This is a genomic window from Enterobacter sp. JS8-1 (assembly GCF_049187015.1).
GTDB classification, from domain to species: Bacteria; Pseudomonadota; Gammaproteobacteria; order Enterobacterales; family Enterobacteriaceae; genus Enterobacter; species Enterobacter mori.
On record NZ_CP185805.1, the window covers coordinates 1,263,286 to 1,285,163 of the forward strand.

Annotated in this window: 20 protein-coding genes and 1 pseudogene; 11 read left to right on the forward strand and 10 right to left on the reverse strand. The window is 57.3% G+C overall.

Translation table 11 applies throughout. The annotated features are described in order from the left end of the window. The first annotated feature begins 61 nt into the window (after positions 1–61). The 3 genes from ACOQH0_RS05910 to ACOQH0_RS05920 are packed head-to-tail and all read left to right on the forward strand — an operon-like array spanning position 62 to position 5,144. Positions 62–499, forward strand: a complete 438-nt coding sequence (locus tag ACOQH0_RS05910) for a DcrB-related protein (RefSeq protein WP_421511756.1) — start codon at positions 62–64, stop codon at positions 497–499. A 17-nt stretch (positions 500–516) separates the two neighbouring features. After that, positions 517–4,740, forward strand: a complete 4,224-nt coding sequence (locus ACOQH0_RS05915) for an RHS repeat-associated core domain-containing protein (RefSeq protein WP_421511757.1) — start codon at positions 517–519, stop codon at positions 4,738–4,740. Beyond that, positions 4,740–5,144 carry an SMI1/KNR4 family protein gene (locus ACOQH0_RS05920; protein WP_421511758.1) on the forward strand — a complete coding sequence of 135 codons (405 nt, stop codon included), beginning with the start codon at positions 4,740–4,742 and terminating at the stop codon, positions 5,142–5,144. Before ACOQH0_RS05915 ends, ACOQH0_RS05920 begins: the two co-directional genes overlap by 1 nt. A 338-nt stretch (positions 5,145–5,482) precedes the next feature. Here the strand turns inward: ACOQH0_RS05920 and ACOQH0_RS05925 are convergent, their stop codons facing one another. Then, positions 5,483–5,902 (reverse strand): helix-turn-helix domain-containing protein, encoded by a 420-nt coding sequence (locus ACOQH0_RS05925; protein ID WP_333064863.1) that lies wholly within the window; start codon positions 5,900–5,902, stop codon positions 5,483–5,485. Beyond that, positions 5,899–6,210 (reverse strand): annotated as a pseudogene (locus ACOQH0_RS05930) (type II toxin-antitoxin system HigB family toxin). The gene ACOQH0_RS05925 and the pseudogene ACOQH0_RS05930 overlap by 4 nt, the downstream one beginning before the upstream one ends. A gap of 330 nt (positions 6,211–6,540) precedes the next feature. On the opposite strand from ACOQH0_RS05930, the gene ACOQH0_RS05935 reads away from it, so the two are divergent. The 3 genes from ACOQH0_RS05935 to ACOQH0_RS05945 all read left to right on the forward strand — a co-directional run bounded on the left by ACOQH0_RS05935 (position 6,541) and on the right by ACOQH0_RS05945 (position 8,251). Beyond that, on the forward strand, positions 6,541–6,759 hold the full coding sequence (locus tag ACOQH0_RS05935) for a hypothetical protein (RefSeq protein ID WP_421511759.1): 219 nt from the start codon (positions 6,541–6,543) through the stop codon (positions 6,757–6,759). Beyond that, positions 6,756–7,118 carry a hypothetical protein gene (locus ACOQH0_RS05940; protein ID WP_421511760.1) on the forward strand — a complete coding sequence of 121 codons (363 nt, stop codon included), beginning with the start codon at positions 6,756–6,758 and terminating at the stop codon, positions 7,116–7,118. Before ACOQH0_RS05935 ends, ACOQH0_RS05940 begins: the two co-directional genes overlap by 4 nt. A gap of 392 nt (positions 7,119–7,510) precedes the next feature. Next, positions 7,511–8,251 (forward strand): hypothetical protein, encoded by a 741-nt coding sequence (locus ACOQH0_RS05945; protein ID WP_421511761.1) that lies wholly within the window; start codon positions 7,511–7,513, stop codon positions 8,249–8,251. A 321-nt stretch (positions 8,252–8,572) separates the two neighbouring features. On the opposite strand, the gene ACOQH0_RS05950 is transcribed toward ACOQH0_RS05945, so the two are convergent. Both ACOQH0_RS05950 and ACOQH0_RS05955 read right to left on the reverse strand, forming a co-directional pair. After that, on the reverse strand, positions 8,573–9,028 hold the full coding sequence (locus ACOQH0_RS05950) for a hypothetical protein (protein WP_316467108.1): 456 nt from the start codon (positions 9,026–9,028) through the stop codon (positions 8,573–8,575). Between the two features lie 230 nt (positions 9,029–9,258). Next, positions 9,259–10,140 (reverse strand): LysR family transcriptional regulator, encoded by an 882-nt coding sequence (locus tag ACOQH0_RS05955; RefSeq protein WP_010428349.1) that lies wholly within the window; start codon positions 10,138–10,140, stop codon positions 9,259–9,261. Between the two features lie 105 nt (positions 10,141–10,245). Here ACOQH0_RS05955 and budA point away from each other — a divergent pair, with 105 nt between their 5' ends. The 4 genes from budA (at position 10,246) to ACOQH0_RS05975 (ending at position 14,114) form a co-directional block, all read left to right on the forward strand. Then, complete coding sequence (budA, locus tag ACOQH0_RS05960) at positions 10,246–11,025, forward strand: acetolactate decarboxylase (protein WP_010428351.1); 780 nt, start codon at positions 10,246–10,248, stop codon at positions 11,023–11,025. Between the two features lie 58 nt (positions 11,026–11,083). Next, positions 11,084–12,718, forward strand: a complete 1,635-nt coding sequence (gene alsS / locus ACOQH0_RS05965) for an acetolactate synthase AlsS (RefSeq protein WP_421512328.1) — start codon at positions 11,084–11,086, stop codon at positions 12,716–12,718. 20 nt (positions 12,719–12,738) lie between these two features. Next, complete coding sequence (locus ACOQH0_RS05970; protein WP_212474160.1) at positions 12,739–13,509, forward strand: (S)-acetoin forming diacetyl reductase; 771 nt, start codon at positions 12,739–12,741, stop codon at positions 13,507–13,509. 131 nt (positions 13,510–13,640) lie between these two features. After that, entirely contained in the window at positions 13,641–14,114 is a 474-nt protein-coding gene (locus ACOQH0_RS05975; protein ID WP_010428355.1) for a cold-shock protein, read from the forward strand. 69 nt (positions 14,115–14,183) lie between these two features. On the opposite strand, the gene ACOQH0_RS05980 is transcribed toward ACOQH0_RS05975, so the two are convergent. The 5 genes from ACOQH0_RS05980 to ACOQH0_RS06000 all read right to left on the reverse strand — a co-directional run bounded on the left by ACOQH0_RS05980 (position 14,184) and on the right by ACOQH0_RS06000 (position 19,219). Next, on the reverse strand, positions 14,184–14,888 hold the full coding sequence (locus tag ACOQH0_RS05980; RefSeq protein WP_348578005.1) for an ABC transporter ATP-binding protein: 705 nt from the start codon (positions 14,886–14,888) through the stop codon (positions 14,184–14,186). Next, positions 14,875–15,711: an ABC transporter ATP-binding protein gene (locus ACOQH0_RS05985; RefSeq protein WP_421511762.1), complete on the reverse strand. Its 837-nt coding sequence runs from the start codon at positions 15,709–15,711 to the stop codon at positions 14,875–14,877. The genes ACOQH0_RS05980 and ACOQH0_RS05985 overlap by 14 nt, the downstream gene beginning before the upstream one ends. After that, a complete protein-coding gene (locus tag ACOQH0_RS05990; RefSeq protein ID WP_421511763.1) occupies positions 15,704–16,537 on the reverse strand; it encodes an ABC transporter permease in 834 nt (277 codons plus the stop codon). Before ACOQH0_RS05990 ends, ACOQH0_RS05985 begins: the two co-directional genes overlap by 8 nt. After that, entirely contained in the window at positions 16,537–17,550 is a 1,014-nt protein-coding gene (locus ACOQH0_RS05995) for an ABC transporter permease (RefSeq protein ID WP_420984913.1), read from the reverse strand. Before ACOQH0_RS05995 ends, ACOQH0_RS05990 begins: the two co-directional genes overlap by 1 nt. Before the next feature lie 100 nt (positions 17,551–17,650). Beyond that, on the reverse strand, positions 17,651–19,219 hold the full coding sequence (locus ACOQH0_RS06000) for an ABC transporter substrate-binding protein (protein ID WP_421511764.1): 1,569 nt from the start codon (positions 19,217–19,219) through the stop codon (positions 17,651–17,653). Positions 19,220–19,420: 201 nt separating this feature from the next. Between ACOQH0_RS06000 and ACOQH0_RS06005 the strand changes: the two genes are divergently transcribed. Then, entirely contained in the window at positions 19,421–20,119 is a 699-nt protein-coding gene (locus ACOQH0_RS06005; RefSeq protein WP_421511765.1) for a GNAT family N-acetyltransferase, read from the forward strand. A 93-nt stretch (positions 20,120–20,212) separates the two neighbouring features. On the opposite strand, the gene betA is transcribed toward ACOQH0_RS06005, so the two are convergent. Further along, positions 20,213–21,877, reverse strand: a complete 1,665-nt coding sequence (betA, locus tag ACOQH0_RS06010; RefSeq protein ID WP_212474161.1) for a choline dehydrogenase — start codon at positions 21,875–21,877, stop codon at positions 20,213–20,215. Position 21,878: the final 1 nt, after the last annotated feature.

Consider the following 21,878-nt stretch of genomic DNA (forward strand, 5'->3'; position numbering starts at 1 on the left):
TCAGCCTTAAACACATATGCGAAACTTACCGCTTCTGAAAATATGTGGTGGGACCCGCTCAATGTCAGAATCATCTTCGCAGTGCCTGTTCAATGAAGGACTGATCAATTTTCCTGAGGGCTATCAGGATCGTACCGTCAACGTTTTCGCGCCGCCCGCGGCGGATGCGCCAGCGTTCAACATCTCTCGCGACGCCCTCAACTCCGGCGAAGCGCTTGCCGCGTATATTGATCGCCAGCTCGCCCTGATGGAAAAACACATCAAGGGCTGGAAGCAGGGTGAGCGAAGCGCCGCTACGCTGGGCGACGGCCTTTTACAGGGTGAAACCGTCCATGCCAGCTACCTGCGCGACGGGAAACGCATCTGGCAGCAGCAGGCCGTGTTTAACGTCGACGGCGATAACATTCTGGTGTTCACTATGACCTGCACCCGCGCGCTGGGCGATGCCGACGGCGCGCTGTTTGGCGATCTTCTCAGGAGCTTCCGCTTCCACCATTAACTTCAGGGACCGTTGTTATGTTTGAAGCAGCACGCGTTGGTGATGATATCGGCCACTCCGGTGCGCTGGCCGGGATGATTGCCGGAACGATTGTCGGTGGCCTGATTGCCGCCGCCGGGGGCATTCTGGCGGGGGCCATGTTTATTGCCGGTCTCGGCGCATCCTGCCTTGGCGTGGGCGTCCTGCTCGTCGGCGCCAGCCTGGCCGTGGGGTATTACACCGGGGAGCTGGCAACCGCCGCCCGGGACAGCATCGCGGACGCCGGGGCATCCAGCATGACGAAGAAAGGCGTCATCACCTCCGGCTCGCCCAACGTGTTTATCAACGGCAAACCCGCCGCGCTTGCCACCGATAGCACCGTCGACTGTTCTGACGACGGCTCGCAGCAGATGGCCGAAGGTTCTAAGCGTGTCTCCATTAACAGCCAGCCTGCGGCCCGCATCGGGGATCGCACCACCTGCGACGCGAAAGTGATGACCGGTTCGGACAACGTCATTATCGGCGGCGACCCGCAGCAAACCCTGCCCATTCAGTCTGAAGTGCCCGAGTGGCTCTACAAAGTCTCCGATCTTACCCTGCTGTTTGCCGGTCTGCTCGGCGGGTGGGGCGGTGCCGCTGGCAAAGTCGGGGCGCTCTCTAAACTGCTTGGCAAAATCCCTGGGATCAACAAGCTGGCCCGTATCGCCTGCCGCGCCGGCACGCTGATGACCGGCGTGGCGGCAGCGGGGATCATCGCCCGCCCGGTGGATATCGTCAGCGGACAGAAGTTTCTCAGCGGGGATGATGAACTCGATTTCGTCCTGCCTTCCCGTCTTCCGGTGCGCTGGCAGCGCTACTGGCGCAGCGGCAACCCCGGCGAGAGCGTGCTGGGCCGCGGCTGGAGCCTGTTCTGGGAAAGCCGCCTGGAGCCGTATCAGGACGGTCTGGTGTGGCGCGCACCGTCCGGCGATTACGTCGCCTTCCCCAAGGTCCCGAAAGGGCTGCGCACCTACTGCGAAAGCGAAAAAAACTGGCTTGAACATCACCAGGACGACAGCTGGTCGGTGTATGACGTCAGCGGCGAGCGCTGGCACTATGCGCCGCTTAAGGATGATGCCCCGTCGCTGCTCCAGCGCATCTCTGAACCGTGCGGCAACGATATCCTCTTCGAGTGGAATGCGGATAATAACCTGCATGCCCTGACCGACAGCGCGGGCCAGCGCGTAGTCTGCCGCTACGACCGTGACAGGCTCATCGGCGCATGGCTGGATGACGAGATCTGCCTGGTCAGTTACGCTTATGATGAACAGCGCCAGCTGGTCTCCGTGACCGGCCGGGGCGGTAGCGTGCGCCGACGCTTCAGCTGGCAGGACGGGCTGATGAGCGCCCACGAGGACGCCAACGGCCTGCTGAGCGAATACCGCTGGCGGGAGATTGACGGCCTGCCGCGCGTGGTCGGCTTCCGCCACAGCGGCGGCGAACAGCTGACGTTCGAATACGATTTTGATAACGGCACCCGCCGCGCGACCCGCGAAGACGGCGCGCAGGCGCACTGGCTGGTGGATGACGACGACAACGTCGCGCGCTTCACGGATTACGACGGTCGCCAGACGACGTTTGTTTACCGCGACGGCGAGCTCTGCGACGTCATCCTGCCCGGTGGCGCAATGCGCCGCAGCACGTGGGACAAATACGGCCGCATGACCAGCGAGACGGACCCGGCGGGCCGCCGCACGGAGTATCACTGGCATCGCCTGACCGACCGCATCACCCGCACGGTTTACCCGGACGGTACCTCATCGCAGGCCATGTACGACCTTCGCGGTCGCCTGCTGTCGGAAACGGATCCAGCCGGTAGCACTACCGCGTATCGCTATCCCGACGATGAAGAAAACCTGCCGGAGAGCATTACCGACGCCATTGGCGGCGTGGTGCGCCTGGTCTGGAACCACCAGGGGCTGCTGACGCAGCGCACCGACTGCTCCGGCAGCGTCACCCGCTTCACCTACGACCGCTTCGGGCAGCTGATTGCCAGCGAGGATGCGGAAGGGAATATCACGCGGCGGGAGTGGAGCCGTGCCGGGCTGCTGAGCGTCGTGATCCATCCGGACGGCAGCCGCGAGTCGCTGGTGTGGAACGAACGCGGCCAGCTCACGGGCTGGCGCGACCCGCTGGAAAGCGAGGTGAGCTGGGCCTATAACGCGCTCGGCCTCCCGGTCAGCCTTACCGACCGTATTGGCCGCGTGCGCCAGTGGCGCTACGACCCGCGCGGTAACCTGCTGCGACTCGATAACGGCAACGGGGCGGAATACCGCTTCACCTACGACGCCGTGGGTCGACCGCTCAGCGAAACGCGCCCGGACGAGACCGTGCGCCATATGGAATGGGACGCGCGAGGGTTCCTCTGCGCGCTCGAAGAAAACGGCCGGCCTGCCGCCGACGGCGGCATCGCCCGTCGCGTCCAGCAGTTCAGCTATGACGACAGCGGGCTGCTGATCGGGCGCACTCAGCGCCACGCGGAGTACCGCTACTTCCGCGACCTGAGCGGCCAGATTACCCGCATCCGCCGCACCCCGACGGCCGAAGGCGTTGCTCTGGGTATCGAAAGCGATGAGATCGCTTACCGCCACGACGCCGCCGGGCGCGTGCTGAGCGAGTCCGGCATTAACGGCGCTGTGGGATACGAATGGGATGCCCTGAGCAACCTGACCGGCCTGACCCTGCCCGGCGAGCAAAAGCTGGCCTGGCTGCACTACGGCTCCGGCCACGTCAGCGCCATCCGCTTCGGGCAGCAGCTGGTGACCGAGTTCACCCGCGACCGCCTGCACCGCGAGGTGCGCCGCACCCAGGGCGAGCGCGAGCAGTTCCGCCAGTATGACAGCCTCGGCAGACGCACCCTGCAGCGCAGCGAGCTGAGTACGGACGTGACCCTGCCGGAGCAGGCGCTACTGGAACGCCTGTATCGCTACACCGCGCGCGGTGAGCTTTCCGGTGTCAGCGACAGCCTGCGCGGTGAGGTGGATTACGGCTACGACGCCGAAGGGCGTCTGCTGAAGCACTACGAGGCCCGACAGGGGCACAGCCGCGCGCAGTTCAGCTACGACGCAGCGGATAACCTCGCCGCCAATGACGATCCTGTACCGGTCACGGATAACCGCCTGCAGCACTGGCAGGCGCTGTTTATGAAATACGACCACTGGGGCAACCTGGTCAGCCGCCGGAACGGGCTGTATGAGCAGCATTATGCGTATGACGCCGAGAACCGTCTGGTGTCCGCTCGGGGAACCGGGCCGGAAGGGCGGTTTGAGGCGCGCTATCACTACGACGCGCTGGGCCGCCGCACGCGCAAAATCGTCACCACGACGCACGGCACCACCGATACCCGCTTCCTGTGGCAGGGCTACCGGCTGCTGCAGGAGCAGCAGGAGAGCGGGCTGTGCAGCACGTATATTTACGACCCGAATGAAGCCTGGAGCCCGCTGGCGCGTGTGGATCACCTTCGTGACCAGAGCAGCGGTGAGATTTACTGGTTCAATACCGATCTGAACGGTGCTCCGCTGGAGGTCACAGACGAGCGCGGCGCGGTGCGCTGGAGCGGACAGTACGGCAGCTTTGGCGAGGTACGCCACCAGAGCGAAGGGTTCTCACGGCTTGTGAATCGCACGGCGATGGCGCACCAGCCGCTTCGCTATGCCGGGCAGTACGCTGATGGTGAAACGGGGCTGCACTATAATCTGTTCCGCTACTACGACCCGCAGGTCGGGCGGTTTATTGTGCAGGATCCGATTGGGCTGAACGGCGGGTGGAACCTTTATCAGTATGCTCCGAACCCGTTGGGGTGGATTGATCCGCTGGGTCTTGCCGTTGACCCAATCGCCAAGCTCAGCGAGCGTGGATACAGTGGTGTTGTTCAAACCCCAACAGGCGGGCTGGATTATTCTGGAAGTAATGCCTTGTATAATAAAGCTGGCATTAATCCTGTTGTCTCTATTGAATATACCGGAGATTATTTGCAAGATTTCCATGCAGCAAATATAGAGGCCGGATTGAATCAAAAAACGACACCAAGTGGCTATGTCTGGCACCATCTTGATGATTATAATCCTGAAACTAACAAAGGGACTATGCAATTGGTTAAACAAAGTGCTCATCAGGGAATTTCGCATACTGGTGGCGTTAGTCAGTACAAGGCTGCCACTGGAAATGCCTATACTCATCCAGCTAGAAACCGTGCCCGCAGATCCGTTGGAGGAAAATGCTAATGTATCTTACTGATTCAGAAAATAAACTGACTGTAGACGAAATAAACGCGTTCAATGCGTACTTTGATCATCATCTTCCCAAATCATTTCTTGATTTTTATCTTAAAAATAATGGTGGGTATCCTCATGATAATGAAGATGGTAATCCTTTTATGCTTGGCGGTTTTAACCCTATAAAATATGGTGACCTGCCGATTGAGCAACTCTATCGTGACCTTATTGAGTCGTTTGGCGAGTTAAGGAATATGGTTCCTTTTGCTTATGATGACGGGGGGAACACTTTTCTACTATCTCTCAAATCTGATGATTCATTAGGGAAGATATTTATTTTTCTGATGGATGATAAAGAGGTTGAATGGGTTGCTGATTCGTTCTCGGAGTTTTTAGAAGAATTGTTTGCTTGAAAGTAAAGAGGCTGTTTCTAAAATTCTCGGCAGTGAGGGGGCTGTTATCGAAAACTCAAAATCAGAGTCTGTATAAAATATTTAAGTTCAGTCATTAACTTAATGAGTTTATAGATTTATAACCCGGCTTATGCCGGGTTATAAATATTGAACGGTGACTATTGAAATTTTTCAGATCCGATACGCGCTTTGTCTCCAGGAACTGATGCACAACCTTATATTATTTATGGTGATGCTGAGCCATTTCGAGCAGATGGCAAAATTGTTGAGCCAACTTCAACGGCGAACAGAATAGCTGCGTCACTTTTTTCTTAACACCTAATTGAATTCCATCCTAATCAATTCCCCACAAATGCCCCTACCGGCACGCCAAAACGCTTCGCCAGCGCGCGCATATGATCCAGCGTTAACGTGCGCTGTCCGTTGAGGATTCGACTCACCAAAGATTTCTTGCCTATCTCATTCTCAAAATCGCTCTGTGTGAGTTGGTACTGATCCATCAGCGTTCGCAATAACGCAACGCCTGACGGAATGCTGGCTACACGCGCGTTAAATTCTGCAAACTCCGGAGACTCGTTTTCGTATTTATCGATCTTCGTAGTGAGCATCTCTACCAGCGGGCTATCGGGGTCATGCTCAATCAGATATTCCACCAATCCCAGAGCATCCTCGTAATCTTGACGCGACGGTCTTGAACCCAGGAAAGGAAGCTCGCTTGTCAGATCGTTTGCCGCTTTGATGGCTGCCGCATAGTTCATTCTTTCTTTCTCCGGTAGAGGTCCGTGAGCTTGTCATACTCTGCGTGAGTGCTGATGTGTTTGATGAAGATCTTTCCCCGCTCAAAATCAGCAAAAAACATCACTCTTAAATGCTCGCCACCTACATCAATGACCCACCATTTTTCCCGGTATTTCATCCGATTCAGGCTGGGAAAGCGCTTTCGCATGTCGTCTGGTGATGGATAGTGTTTCTTTTTTAGTACCCTTTAGAGATCGTCCAAGGCGCGTGCTTGATTAGGAAATTGTCTGGTGGCCGCGTCGAAAGGTGCTGTTGAGACTACGTGCATCTTTGCCCCTTGTTTCCAGACTGGAAACATTATAGGTGATGGTTGGCGGGTTGACAATGTGGAAACTTTGATGGAATGCAGTTTTCATATGCTCGTGATGACGTCGTTCATTTAATGAGTGTGAACACTGTATGAGGTGACTGTGAAAGAAATATCCGCTTTGTGCCAGAAACGGACCTAAAGGCAATTATTGCGAAGCTGATCATAAATATCTGTAGTTTGTATTGACATATATAGTTTTGGCGAGGACTTTAAGTAAAAAAAATGCATGAATTCTTTGATGAATGATACTCATATCTAAGTATTCTAGGGTAAAACAGGGAGGTTATAATGGCATTACCGATTGAATTCAGGAATGAAAGATCAGAATATTTAGAGAAAGAAGCAACTAAATATCAAGCACATGAGTTTTGGAATCTAACAAACGATGATTTTATGCTCTTGGGTAAATATATACAAATGTATTGTTTTATAGAGCTAAATATACATAGATTGTTTAATAAACTTGTATCAGAGGGGGTTATTACAATAAAAACAAATAAAAAGTGAGTGTTCCATATATTTTAGATAAATTAATCGACTTAGTGAATTTAAATCTTGTTGAGTCTTCTAGAGTTGATGATGTTATCGCTAAGCTGAAAGAAATAAAATATCGTAGAGATTATAGAAATATTTTTGCACATTGGGCTGCAAAAAAAATCCCTAATGAAGATGGAATTATTTTTTTTACAGGGGACGCTCTAGATTATAAAAAGGTTCTCAATAAAAAAATCGATCCACAAACTGTTGCTTATACTATTTTTGATGTGGCTGATATTCGTGGGTTAGTTAATCATATCAATGATTACGAAGAATGGCTAGCTCATTTCTATGCTGAGATTTACGAACGGTATAAAAAAACAAGCTGACAACTGAATTAAATCAATATCAATGCTATTATTAGTTGTATTAACTCAGGCTTTATTTGGCACTGTTACGCCATAGAGTTAAATCTAATCTGACGGGCAGTCCTGTGCCAGAAGCGGACGTTATGGCACGATTGGTAGGATATCTAAATATGCTTGGCTTGCTCGGACAAGATACTTAGAGTTTGTCTGAAGGCATTTTTTTCCGTTATACATCAAGTTGTTGAAGCGATTAGTGGAATGGTAACGGTTGACGACATGGTAATATGGGAGCCCGAGGGGCCGCATTTTCCCTCTCGAATAGTGGGCTCGTGATGAAACTGGGTCAACATAATCAGAGTAATATGCTGATTTAATATAGCATCTAAAGATATTTCTTTAACGGAGGGGTTGTTGTGTTTAAAGTCTGGAATGTTTATCTATGTTTTTTCATGGCATGGTTGTTGGTGATTATGCTCACTTTAATAACAAGATCCACCCTATTGTCTATAATTTCAATTTTCTACACAGGCTTAATTCCTTTTATTTTTGCAATCCTTTTTATATCAAGGACAATCATTGAAAAAAAACTAGAGAGCATAAAGAAGAAATGGCACTTTGCTGTATATCTTTCATGGGTTATATTTATATATTCTATTTTTGCTCAAAGATGGGCTTCAGAGACCTTGAATAATATATTTCAGATTAATGCAGGTTACCTTAGCATTACTTACAAACTACTCGCATTCCTTTTTGCTCCGTTCGGCATCGTTTATCAAGCATATATACTATCTAGAGTTTGGTTATTATTCATACTCATTAGTCTCACCTTATCCACTATCCTGCCATTATTTCTAATATTTAACATTCGTTTTAAAATTATTGGGAAAGCACTTGGCGTATTTTTCCTGATTTTTATATTCATATCATTCTCAGTTCCAATGCTATCAACTATGATGTTGCATCAAGAGCAATTGATAATCAAATTTGCACTTTGGGCTGATTTTAACAGTAAAAACTTATGTACTGATTCTTGGGTTAATAATACAGAAAGTATCCTTTTCTTGGATGGAAACAAAGTACTAGCCTACCACCCTAATAATCCTGAGGGCTATCGTTTCACAGTTGAAACATGCAATTACAATAAAACTTTTTAGTTAAATGGGTGGAGCAATACTAAGCCCTCTTACCCAAATAATAATACTGAACGCAGTTGCACGATAACGCCGCTGGGGCATTTCCATGTTCGCATGACCAGTGTTAGGCCAACATTGGTTTCATCGCATGAGCTGCAGCGTTTACTGCCGGGTTCCTGTTAATTTTCACACGCAAATGGTAGTCATCCGTCCCGGCTGTAATGAAAAATGCGAACTTCCGCTTCTCGCTCTTATCAGACATTCAACAAACAACGCTGTACTTTGCATAAGGCCGAAATTCTGCTTCTAACCTAGCAGAACCCCGGCCTCCCATCACCCGCCTCAATGTGCCGAAATATACGGCTCCTTCACAAACTCAGCCAGCAGCCAGACCATATCATGCAGTAGCCCAGTGAGTTCTTTCGCCACGCTCGCAGGCAGTGTCCCGCCCATCACCGCCAGCGTTAACGCCACAGCATAATCCACCTGCAACGCCGTTTCCTGCCAGCAGTCCGGCACGCAGGAAACGATCTTCTCCCCCGCGATGAGCCGTTCAACCAGATGCAGGGGAAGTTCCGTATCGCAATGTTCACGGAGGCGTTTAAGCAGTTCCAGCAAGCGCTCGCAAAGTATGGAAAACGTCACGGGATCGTCAGTTTCAACCAGCACGCTCACACAGGCGGCGCAGGTGTCAGCCAGTTCGAAGAGATCTGCGGAATCGCAAAGCTGAAGATTGATGAGATGATTAACAGCGCTTTCTTCAGAGAGCGCATAAGAAAAGTTAGGTGTAGTAGCCATTTAGCATCCTCGTTGTGCAAAAAAGTGTCATGTTATGCTAACGGGTTCCTACGCCCGGTTACGGATGTGCCGCAACGCAGGCACTTTACGACCGTGAAGAAAGGATGAAAAGGGATACCCCTGAATTACATAAGGTTGTTTGCAGGTTTGCGAGGCGGCTTCCAGAAGGGCATTGCCGGGTGGCGGCGACGCCTTACCCGGCCTACAACAACCACCAACCAAACCGGCCGCTACCCCTCGCTCATCATCGCCAGAAACCGCTTCACCGTCCGCGAGCGTTCAAAGCGCCGCCAGCAGAGCGCGATATCGGTATAAAGCTCCGGCGAGCTCAGCGCGTGGTAGGTGACATTCGGCGGTGAAATGGCCGCCATTGATTTCGGCACCAGCGCGAAGCCGCCGCCCGCGGAAACCATACTGAGGGAGGATGAAAGCTGTGATGACTGCAGCGCGTGCTGTACGTCAATCCCGGCCCGTTCGCAGCAGCCGTAAACCCGGTCGTACAGGCCGGGCGCGACCTCCTGCGGGAACAGCACCACCGGCGTATCACGCAGCTGGTCCAGCGCCAGATCGCCGCTTGCTGCCAGCGGATGGTCGCGATGCAGCGCCACCACCATCGGCTCCCGGTCGAGGATTGTTAACTCGAACGCCTTGCTGCTCTCGCACGGCAGGCGCACGAAGGCGATATCCAGTTCACCCTCCGCCAGCTTCGTCGTCAGCGAAGACATATTGGCTTCCACCTGGTGAACCTGCACCGCCATGTTCTGCACCTGAAACTGACGGATCAGCGCGAAAATTTTGGGATGAAAAGCGTCGGAGCTGGTGATGCCAATCGACAGGCTGCCGTTCAGCCCGCGCGCGATGCCGCGGGCTTTCTCCAGCGCGGCGTCGCTCAGCGCCAGGATCTTGCAGGCGTCCTCGTAGAAGGCTTCTCCCGCTTCGGTCAGCTCGACGCCCCGCGTCAGGCGTCTGAACAGCGGCGTGCCCACTTCCTCTTCGAGCCGTTTGATCTGCTGACTCAGAGGAGGCTGTGAAATACCCAGCGCTTCGGCCGCCCTGGTGAAGTGTCGCTCGCGTGCAACCGCGACAAAATACCGCAGATAACGAAGTTCCATATCAAAAACGTCTCAAACCACCATGGTTTCTATATTGGAACTCTCTGCTGAATCGGGTCAACATTTATTTAACCTTTCTAAATAAAGTTGAAGAGGACGAGCACGATGATGCATTCATCTGCCTGCGACTGTGAGGCCAGCTTGTGCGAGACCCTGCGCGGGTTCTCCGCCCAGCATCCTGACAGCGTGATCTATCAGACATCGCTAATGAGCGCCCTGCTAAGCGGCGTGTACGAGGGGGAAACCACCATCGCCGATCTGCTGGCACACGGTGATTTTGGTCTGGGCACCTTCAACGAGCTGGACGGCGAAATGATTGCCTTCAGCAGCAAAGTGTACCAGCTGCGCGCCGACGGCAGCGCCCGGGCCGCGAAGCCAGAGCAGAAAACGCCGTTCGCGGTGATGACCTGGTTCCAGCCGCAGTACCGGATAACCTTCAATGGCCCGGTCAGCCGTCAGCAGATCCACGACGCGATCGACCAGCAAATTCCCTCCGACAACCTGTTCTGCGCGCTGCGCATCGACGGCAACTTCCGCCATGCCCACACCCGCACCGTACCGCGCCAGACGCCGCCGTACCGCGCGATGACCGACGTGCTGGACGACCAGCCGGTGTTCCGCTTTAACCAGCGCGAAGGGGTGCTGGTCGGGTTCCGCACGCCGCAGCATATGCAGGGCATCAACGTGGCGGGCTATCACGAACATTTCATCACCGATGACCGTCAGGGCGGGGGACATCTGCTCGACTACCAGCTGGAGAGCGGCGTGCTCACCTTCGGTGAAATTCACAAGCTCATGATTGATCTGCCCGCTGACAGCGCGTTTTTACAGGCAAACCTTCACCCCAGCAATCTTGATGCAGCGATCCGTTCCGTCGAAAACTAACAGGAGAACTACCGTGAACAGTGAGAAACAGTCACGTCAGTGGGCGCACGGCGCCGATATGGTTGTCGGCCAGCTGGAAGCGCAGGGCGTGAAGCAGGTGTTCGGCATTCCGGGTGCGAAAATCGACAAGGTCTTTGACTCCCTGCTGGACTCCTCCATCGAGATCATTCCCGTCCGCCACGAGGCGAACGCGGCGTTTATGGCGGCGGCGGTAGGGCGGTTAACCGGCAAGGCCGGGGTCGCGCTGGTCACCTCCGGACCGGGCTGTTCGAACCTGATCACCGGCATCGCCACCGCCAACAGCGAAGGCGACCCGGTGGTTGCGCTGGGCGGGGCGGTGAAGCGGGCGGATAAAGCCAAGCAGGTGCACCAGAGCATGGACACCGTCGCCATGTTCAGCCCGGTCACCAAATACGCTGTAGAAGTCAGTTCACCGGACGCGATTGCCGAGGTGGTATCGAACGCGTTTCGCGCGGCCGAGCACGGCAGACCGGGGGGCGCGTTCGTCAGCCTGCCGCAGGATATTGTCGACCAGCCCGCCACGGGCGCAATTTTACCTGCCAGCGGCCCTGCGCTGATGGGCCCGGCGCCGGAATCCGCCATTAACGACGTGGCGAAGCTTATCGAAAACGCCAAAAATCCGGTCATTTTGCTGGGCCTGATGGCCAGCCAGCCCGCGAACAGCGCCGCGCTGCGCACGCTGCTGGAGAAAAGCCGCATTCCGGTCACCAGCACCTATCAGGCCGCCGGGGCGGTGAACCAGGAGCACTTCACCCGCTTCGCCGGACGCGTCGGCCTCTTTAACAACCAGGCGGGCGACCGGCTGCTGCATCTGGCGGACCTGATTATCTGCATCGGCTACAGCCCGGTGGAGTACGAGCCGTCCATGTGGAACAGCGGCGACGCCACGCTGGTGCACATTGACGTGCTGCCCGCCTATGAAGAACGTAACTACGTGCCGGATCTGGAGCTGGTGGGGGACATCGCCGAAACCCTGAACCTGCTCGCTAACCGCATCGAGCATAAGCTGGAGCTGAGCCAGCGGGCATCAGAGATTCTGGTCGATCGCCAGCATCAGCGCGATCTGCTCGATCGCCGCGGCGCCTCGCTCAACCAGTTTGCGCTGCATCCGCTGCGCATCGTCCGGGCCATGCAGGACATCGTGAATAACGACGTAACGCTCACCGTGGATATGGGCAGCTTCCACATCTGGATCGCCCGCTACCTCTACAGCTTCCGGGCGCGTCAGGTGATGATCTCCAACGGTCAGCAGACCATGGGCGTCGCGCTGCCGTGGGCGATTGGCGCGTGGCTGGTCAACCCGGGGCGCAAGGTGGTGTCGGTGTCCGGCGACGGCGGCTTCCTGCAGTCAAGCATGGAGCTGGAAACCGCGGTGCGCCTCAACGCCAACGTGCTGCACATCATCTGGGTGGATAACGGCTACAACATGGTGGCCATCCAGGAAGAGAAAAAATACCAGCGTCTTTCCGGCGTCGAATTCGGGCCGGTCGATTTCAAAGTGTATGCCGACGCCTTCGGCGCGAAAGGCTTTGCCGTGGAGAGCGCCGAGGCGCTCGAGCCGACGCTGCGCGCGGCGATGGACGTCAACGGCCCGGCCGTGGTGGCCATTCCCGTCGACTACAGCGATAACCCGCTGCTGATGGGCCAGCTCCATCTCAGCCAGATTTTGTGACTCAATATAAGGACAGAGAAATGCAAAAAGTTGCTCTCGTAACAGGCTCAGGCCAGGGGATTGGTAAAGCGATCGCGCTTCGCCTGGTGAAAGATGGTTTTGCCGTCGCCATCGCGGATTACAACGAGGAGACGGCGAAAGCGGTCGCCAATGAAATCACCCGCAACGGCGGAAAAGCCGTCGCCGTGAAGGTGGATGTCTCTGACCGCGAGCAGGTATTTGCGGCGGTGGAGAAAGCCCGCACCGCGCTGGGCGGCTTCGACGTGATCGTGAATAACGCCGGGGTTGCGCCGTCCACGCCAATCGAATCCATCACCCCGGAGATTGTCGACAAGGTCTACAACATCAACGTGAAAGGGGTGATCTGGGGCATTCAGGCCGCGATCGACGCGTTTCGCAAAGAGGGGCACGGCGGCAAGATCATCAACGCCTGCTCCCAGGCGGGCCACACCGGTAACCCGGAGCTGGCCGTCTACAGTTCCAGCAAGTTCGCGGTGCGCGGCTTAACCCAGACCGCCGCACGGGATCTCGCGCCGCTGGGGATCACCGTTAACGCCTACTGCCCGGGCATCGTGAAAACGCCGATGTGGGCGGAGATCGACCGTCAGGTGTCCGAGGCGGCGGGTAAACCGCTCGGCTACGGGACCGAAACCTTTGCCAAACGCATTACGCTTGGCCGCCTGTCCGAGCCGGAAGATGTCGCCGCCTGCGTTTCATACCTCGCCGGGCCAGACTCTGACTATATGACCGGCCAGTCCTTATTGATCGACGGTGGAATGGTGTTCAACTAAATACTAATAAGCTCTGACATGAGTTTTCCCCTGCCCCCGTGCAGGGGCTTTTTTTTGTCTCCTCCGCCATTGTGCATTACACTGCGCGCTGCAAAACTTTAGTCATTACGATCTGACAGGCGGTAACAGCGATGAACGGTACAATCACAACGTGGTTTAAAGATAAAGGCTTTGGATTTATCAAAGATGAAAACGGCGACAACCGCTATTTTCATGTGATTAAGGTCGCGAACCCCGATCTGATTAAAAAAGATGCCGCGGTGACCTTCGAGCCAACCACCAACAATAAAGGCCTCTCCGCCTACGCGGTGAAGGTGATCCCCGAAAGTAAGCACCTCTATATTGCGGGCGAGCGCGTGAAGCTCACCTCGATCAAATCCTTCGTGGTGTTCAGCGAAGAAGAGCCGGTTGATGCCAAAATCGATAAAGAGAACGCGGTGCTGTCGGTAGGGCTGCTGATGAACAGCATCAAGCCGAAGTCCGATAAAAAGCCGGGCGAAACGCGTTCGGTGAAGAAGCTGGCGATCACCACCTTCCAGAATACGACGATGATCTTCACCGAAGATGAAATCGACATTGATGCCACGGTGAAGCTGCTGAAGTGATTTGTTGCCGGGTGGCGGCTACGCCTTACCCGGCCTACGAAACCCGTGCGGCGCTCGCCGCCGCACGGTTTACCCCATTCTGTGCTCGCCCCTCAACATTGCCTCACGGTCAAACACCCGCTGGATCTCCCCGTGCGCCATAAACGCCGCCCGGTCTGACATATGCGCAACCACGTCCGCGTCGTGGCTCACCAGCAGATAGGTCATGCCGTGCTCGGCCTTCAGGCGGTTGAGCAGGTTCAGGATTTCCGCCTGCACCGACATATCCAGCGCCGAGGTCGGCTCGTCCAGCAGCAGAACCTGCGGGCGCAGCAGCAGCGCGCGGGCAATGGCAACGCGCTGGCGCTGGCCGCCGGAAAGCTGATGCGGATAACGTTTACCCGCGTCGGCGGAAAGCCCCACCTGCTGTAGCGCATCCGCCATCTTTTCGGCAACCTGAGTTTCACCGTGGATGTTTAACGGCTCTGACAGGGTACGCGCAACGGTGTGGTTCGGGTGCAAAGAGGCCCACGGATCCTGAAACACCATCTGCACGTTGCGGCGAAGCTCGCCTTCAAAACGTCGTCCTGGCCGTAACGCTTCTCCCAGGATCGAAATGCGGCCGTTCCACTCGCGCTGCAGCCCCGCCAGCACGCGCAGAATAGTCGATTTCCCGCAGCCGGATTCACCGATCAGGCTGAAGGTCTCGCCTTTCTCAATAGCAAAGCTGGCGGCGGAGACCGCCGTTTTCTCCCCGAAGCTCACCTGGAGCCGGTTTACGTCAACGAGAGCCATTGTTCACCTCCTTCCACGGCTGCGAGCGGTCCAGTGTCGGCAGCATCTGTCCATAGCTACCGGCGTTCGGACGGCAGGTCCACAGGGTGCGCGTGTACGGATGCGTCGCCTGCGGGAGCTGGCTTGCCGCCATCTCATCGACCTTTTCGCCCTGATACATCACCAGCACGCGGTTGCAGTGCTCTGCCACCAGCGGCAGATCGTGGCTGATGAGCAGCATCGCCATCTGACGCTCTTCGCACTGCTGCACCAGCAGTTCGAGGATCTGGTTGCGCAGGCGGGCGTCCAGCGCCGACGTCGGTTCGTCGGCAATCAGCACCTGCGGGTTGTTGATCAGCGCCATCGCAATCATCACCCGCTGGCCCATGCCGCCCGAGAGTTCGCCGGGGTAGCGCTGGAGGACATGTTCGTTAAGTCCGACGGCGCGGATGATGTCGTGAATGCGCGCCAGGCGTTCAGCGCGGGGCAGGCGCTGATGCAGGGTCAGCGCCTCATCAAGCTGGGCGGCGACGTTTTTCGCCGGATTCAGCGCGTAGCGCGGGTCCTGCAGGACCATCGCAATCCCGTTACCGCGCAGCGCCTGCCAGCGGCGGGTGCTCAGGGTCAGCAGATCGTTGCCAAGCACGTTAAGCCGGTTAGCGCTCACGATGCCGGGTTTACGCACCAGCCCCATCAGGGCGCGGGCAGACATCGACTTGCCCGAGCCGGATTCCCCCACCAGCGCCAGCCGCTCGTTGCCTAACGTAAAGCTCAGGTTGCTAACCACGCGCGCGGCGGGGTAGTCGATATTCAGCGCATCGACGATGACGCGTTGTTCAGTCATGCTGTGGCTCCAGTACGTCGCGCAGGCCATCGCCTAAAAGGTTAAAGGCCAGGCTGGCAAACAGAATGGCTCCGCCCGGAATGGCGGCAATCCACCACTGGTCGAAAATCACCTGCATGCCGTCGGCAATCATCGCCCCCCATTCGGCCATAGGCGGACGTGCGCCAAGGCCGAGGAAGCCGAGACCGGCGGCGGCCAGAATAATGCCTGCCAGATCCAGCGCCAGCCGCACAATCGCGGACGGTAGACACAGGGGCAGAATATGGCCGACCAGCAGGCGCAGGTCGCGAATGCCCATCATCTCGGCGGCGGCCAGGTAATCGCTGTGGCGCAGGCGCTGAATTTCACTCCGGGCCTGACGCGCGTAGGCGGGCCAGGTGGTTAAGGCCAGCGCCAGCGCGCCGTTGACCAGCCCCGGGCCAAGCATTGCGACAAACGCGAAAGCGAGGATCAGGCGCGGCATCGACATCACCACGTCGGTAAAGCGCATCAGGATGCGCTCCATCCAGCCGCCGTAGTAGCCGGACAAAATCCCCACCAGCAGCCCGGCGGGCAGGGTGATAACGGTAACTAATGCCACCAGCCCGAGCGCCGGTCGCGTGCCGTAAATCAGGCGCGAAAGCAGGTCGCGCCCGTAGCTGTCGGTGCCCAGCCAGTGCTGGTCGTTCGGTGCCTGCAGGCGCGCGGCCGCGTCCTGCCAGTTCGGATCAAGCGGTGCGAGCCAGGTTGCGAACACGGCGATAAACACCAGCAGCGCGATGGCGATCAATCCGCAAAAGGCGGCAGGGGAGCGGCGCAGGCGGCGTAAGAAAATATAAAACGGCATCAGCGTACCCTGGGATCGGTTGCCCGCACGAGCAGGTCGGTAAGGTTATTGATCAGCACAAAGCTCACGCCAATCAGCAGCGTGCCGCCCATGATGGCGGTGGTGTCTCCGGCGAACAGGGCGGTAGTGAGGTAACGCCCGATGCCCGGCCACGAGAAGACGGTTTCGGTCAGTACCGCACCTTCCAGCATGCTGGTGTAAGCCAGTGCAATCACCGTCAGCAGGGTGCCGCGAATGTTCGGCAGCACGTGGCGCAGCAGGATGGTCATCTCCCCGGCACCCTTGGCGCGGGCGAGCAGAATGTACTCTTTGTTCATCTCGCTCAGGCAGGCGGAGCGCGTCAGGCGGGTGATGCTCGCCAGCGAGTAATAGGCCAGCAGCAGTACCGGCAGCACCAGGTGGCTGATGGCGTTGCGGAACGCCTCCCGGTCGCCGGAAAGCCAGGTATCAATCAGCGCAAAACCGGTGCGCGGCTCGACGGTGAACTGCCAGATATCGTCCAGCCTGCCGGGGCCCGCGCTCCACTGCAGCTTCGCGTAGAACAGGGCCAGCATCAGCAGGCCGAGCCAGAAGATCGGCACCGAGTTGCCGAGCAGGGTGAGGGTTCTGATGGCGAGATCGAGCGGCGAACCGGCGTAGCGGGCGCACAGCACTCCGGCAATTACGCCGAGCACGGACCCGATGATTAACGCCAACGTCGCCAGCTCCAGCGTGGCGGGGAAGGCGTGCAGCAGATCCTGCAGCACCGGCTGTCCGGTGGCGCTGGCGGTGCCTAAATCACCGTGGGCGAGGTTTTGCAGATAATGCCAGAACTGCACGGGCAGGGGCCGATCCAGCCCGAGCTGGTGGCGAACCTGATCGTAGGTGGACTGGCTGGCGTGATCGCCGACGATCTGCAGCACGCGATCGACAGGTGAAAACGCCGAAAGCGCAAACGTGACGAGCAGCAGCCCGAAAAGCGTGAGCAGCAGTGTCAGCAGACCCTGGAGCACGCGGGTGGAAAGATGTGGCATGGGAAATCTCTTCATGCCGGGTGGCGGCTCCGCCTTACCCGGCCTACAAAAACCGAGAACGTAGGCCGGGTAAGCGCAGCGCCACCCGGCGAAAAAAGGGCTACTTCGTGACGCGATCGTACCAGACCATATCCGCGTTCAGCCCCTGCTGATACCCCTTCACGTTATCGCGCACCACGATCTGGGTTTTACCCTGGTCGACGAACACGTACGGCGAATTCTGCTGCAGCTGTTCCTGCATCTTCTTGTAGAGATCCAGACGCTTCGCCGGATCCGGCTCGGCTACCGCCGCCAGCGTGGCTTTGTTCAGCTCTGGAATTTTCCAGCCGTTAAGCCCCGCCACGGTGCTGGATTTGCCGTCGTTCCACGCGAAGGCGCTGGCGTTCGAATGCGCATCGAAGTAGTCCGGGATCCACAGACGGATCGCCGCCTGATGCTGCTTCGCGCGCACGCGGGCGTACACCTGGCTACCGGCAGCGGGCAGCAGATCCACCTTCACGCCGCCCTGTGCAAAGCTCGCCTGCATCGACTGGGCGATGGTGATAAACGGCGGCTTGTTCTCCACGTCCAGCGTGAAGTGCGCGTCTTTAATGCCCGCTTTGGCGAGGATCGCTTTCGCCTTCGCCGGGTCAAATTTAAACGGATTGTCTTCCAGCGCGCCCGGCAGGCCGACCGGCAGGAAGCTCTGATGAACAAAATACTGGCCTTTCAGCAGGTTTTTGGTGATGCCGTCATAGTCGACCAGCCAGCGCGAAGCCTCCCAGAAGGCTGGGTTATTCAGCAGCGGGTTGGCGCTGTTGCCGGTGTTAAACACCAGGTAATTTTGCTCGGCGGACGGGATGCTCAGTACCTTCACGCCGGGCTTTCTGTCCAGGGCGCTAATCTGATCTGCCCCCAGATCGCGCGCAACGTCCGCGTCACCCTGCTGGATCAGCAGGCGGCGGGAGGCCGGATCGGGGACGTTTTTAATGATGATGCTTTTCAGCTTTGGTGCACCGCCGGGGGCGGAGTCGTTGGCTTCCAGCACGATGGCCTGATGCGGCTGATAGACGCGCATTTTGAACGCGCCGCTGCCCGCCGAGTGCATTTTCAGCCACGCGTTGCCGAAGTCGTTATCCTTCACGTTCGCCGCAACCTGCTTTTCATCCACGATGGAGGCAATCGGCGTGGAGAGAATATTCAGCGCCACCGCCGGGCTGACGTCCGCCGTCCAGTGAAGCTGGAGGGTATGGTCATCCACCTTTTTCAGCTGGCTGGCGATGTTGCTGGCGTCCCAGCCCAGCACGTTCAGGATAAAGGCCGGGGATTTGTTCAGCGTCACGGCGCGGGTGTATGAGAAGATCACGTCTTCCGGGCGCAGCGGGTTGCCGGAGGCGAATTTTGCATCGGGCTTGAGCTTGATGGTCAGGGTTTTTGCTGCCGCGTCGGCGTCCCAGCTTTCTGCCAGAATCGGGGTGATTTTTTCCGGGTTATCGCGGTCCGGTTGCACCAGGCGCTGATACAGGCTCGGCACGGTCTGGATGCTGGAAAGCTCGTTGGCTTCGGCCGGGTCGAGGCTCACGATGTCATCAAGCCCCTGCGCGACAACCAGCGTGTTGGGCGGAGTAGCGGCGTGGGCAACGCTTGAGAGCGCAGCCAGCACCAGTAACGGCAGCAATTTTTTAGTCATAGCGATCCCTGAAGAAAATATATTGTGATTGTTTTATGCTCCGCTACGTTAGGTGGTCTCTGAAATTACGCAAAGTCGAAATTCAGCTTTCCTTATGCCTTCCGGGAATAATGCATGCGCTCGGGCTATTAAAATACGCTGCTTCTCGCCCGCTTTTTAACCTGCTATAACAAACTCCTTACCTTTCAGGGAGTCAACGCCGTGCCCGAAATCAATCAACATGGTCAAACCGTTAACGATATCGTCCCGGACTGGAAATGCGCCCGCGTGTTAACCCGCACGCCGCTTACCGGCCAGTACTGCCGTCTTGAGCCGCTGGATGCGGAGCATCACTCTTCAGATTTGTTCGAAGCCTATGCTCTGGGCGACGACAGCGACTGGACGTGGCTTGCCAGCACGCAGCCGGAAAGCGTGGAAGCGACCGCGCACTGGGTGCTGGGAAAGGTGCTGGACGATGACCTGGTGCCCTTTGCCGTGATCGATTTACGTACCGAAAAAGCGGTAGGGCTGGTGAGCTATATGGCGATCGAGCGGTTTCTCGGCTCGGTGGAAATCGGCCACGTCACCTGGTCGCGCAAGATGAAAGGCACCCGCATCGGCACCGAAGCGGTGTGGCTGCTGCTGAAAAACGCCTTCGAACATAAGTACCGTCGGCTGGAGTGGAAGTGTGATTCGATGAATATCGCCTCGCGCAACGCGGCAGAGAGGCTGGGGTTTGTCTGGGAGGGACGGCTGCGCCAGAAGCTGGTGCGCAAAGGTCGCAACCGCGACAGCGATATGCTCTCTATTATTGACGGCGAGTGGCCGGAAAGGGACGCGGCGCTGCGCGCCTGGCTGGCGGCAGAGAATTTTGACGGGGAAGGGCGGCAGATTAAGCGGTTAGAGGAATTTCGGCAGTAATTTTCCCTCACCCTAACCCTCTCCCACAGGGAGAGGGAATAGGTTGTCACCCTCTCCCTGTGGGAGAGGGCCGGGGTGAGGGCATCAGGCAACTCAACGGCGAACCGGCGCCCCGTTTGCCACATAATACGCCGCCGTACTCTTCGCCAGTGGCTCGCGCCCGCGAATGGCGTCGGCTATCTTCTCGCCAATCATGATGGTGGTGGCGTTCAGGTTGCCGGTGATGATTTGCGGCATGATCGACGCATCCACCACGCGCAGCCCTTCCAGCCCGTGAACGCGGCCTTCGCCGTCGACCACCGCCATCTCGTCGTAACCCATTTTGCAGGTGCCGCACGGGTGGAAAGCGGTTTCGGCGTGATTGCGCACAAACTCGTCCAGCTGCTCGTCGGTCTGGCACTCGACGCCCGGGCTGATTTCGCGACCGCGGTACTTGTCCAGCGCGGGCTGGTGCATGATCTCGCGGGTGATGCGGATCGCGTCGCGGAACTCCTGCCAGTCCTGCTCGTGGGACATATAGTTGAACAGAATTGCCGGATGCTGGTGCGGATCGCGGGATTTAATCCGCACGTGGCCGCGGCTCGGGGAACGCATGGAGCCGACGTGGCACTGGAAGCCGTGCTCTTTTACCGCGTTCGAGCCGTTGTAGTTAATCGCCACCGGCAGGAAGTGGTACTGGATGTTCGGCCACTCGAATTCTTCGCGGCTGCGGATAAACCCGCCCGCTTCGAAGTGGTTGCTCGCCCCCACGCCGGTGCCGCCAAACAGCCACTCGGCGCCAATCTTCGGCTGGTTCCACCACTGCAGGGCAGGGTAGAGGGAGACCGGCTCTTTGCACTCGTACTGGAGGTACATCTCCAGGTGATCCTGCAGGTTTTCGCCCACGCCGGGCAGGTCGTGTACCAGCGGAATATCGAACTGCTTCAGCAACTCGGCATTGCCCACGCCGGAGCGCTGCAGGATCTGCGGGGAGGCAATGGCCCCTGCGCACAGCAGAACCTCTTTGTTCGCCGTCGCTTTGGATGGGATAGTGCTTTCGCCTTCCAGCCACTCGACGCCCACGGCGCGTTTGCCGTCAAAGACAATATGATCGGTCATGGCGTGTGTGCGGATGGTCAGGTTCGGACGCGGCTTCGCCTGGTCCAGATAGCCGCGCGCGGTGCTGGCGCGTCGGCCCTGCGGCGTCACCGTGCGGTCCATTGGCCCGAAGCCTTCCTGCTGATAGCCGTTGAGATCCTCAGTGCGCGGATAGCCCGCCTGCACGCCGGCTTCGACCATCGCTTCAAACAGCGGGTTCACGCCCGGTTTCGAGGTGGTGACGCTCACCGGGCCGTCGCCGCCGTGGTAGTCGTTCGGGCCCACGTCGCGCGTTTCCGCCTTGCGGTAGTAGGGCAGGCAGTTGAGGTAGCTCCAGTGTTCAAGGCCCGTTTCTTTGGCCCAGTTGTCCAGATCCATCGCGTTACCGCGGATGTAGCACATGCCGTTTATCAGCGACGAGCCGCCCAGCCCTTTGCCGCGTCCGCACTCCATGCGGCGGTTGTTCATATACGGCTCTGGCTCGGTTTCATATGCCCAGTTGTAACGCTTGCCCTGCAGCGGAAACGCCAGCGCGGCGGGCATCTGGGTGCGGAAGTCAAAGCGGTAATCCGGCCCGCCCGCCTCAAGCAGCAGGACGGTGGTATTCGGATCTTCAGTCAGTCGCGTTGCCAGTACGTTGCCGGCAGAGCCGGCCCCGATAATGATGTAGTCAAATTGCAAA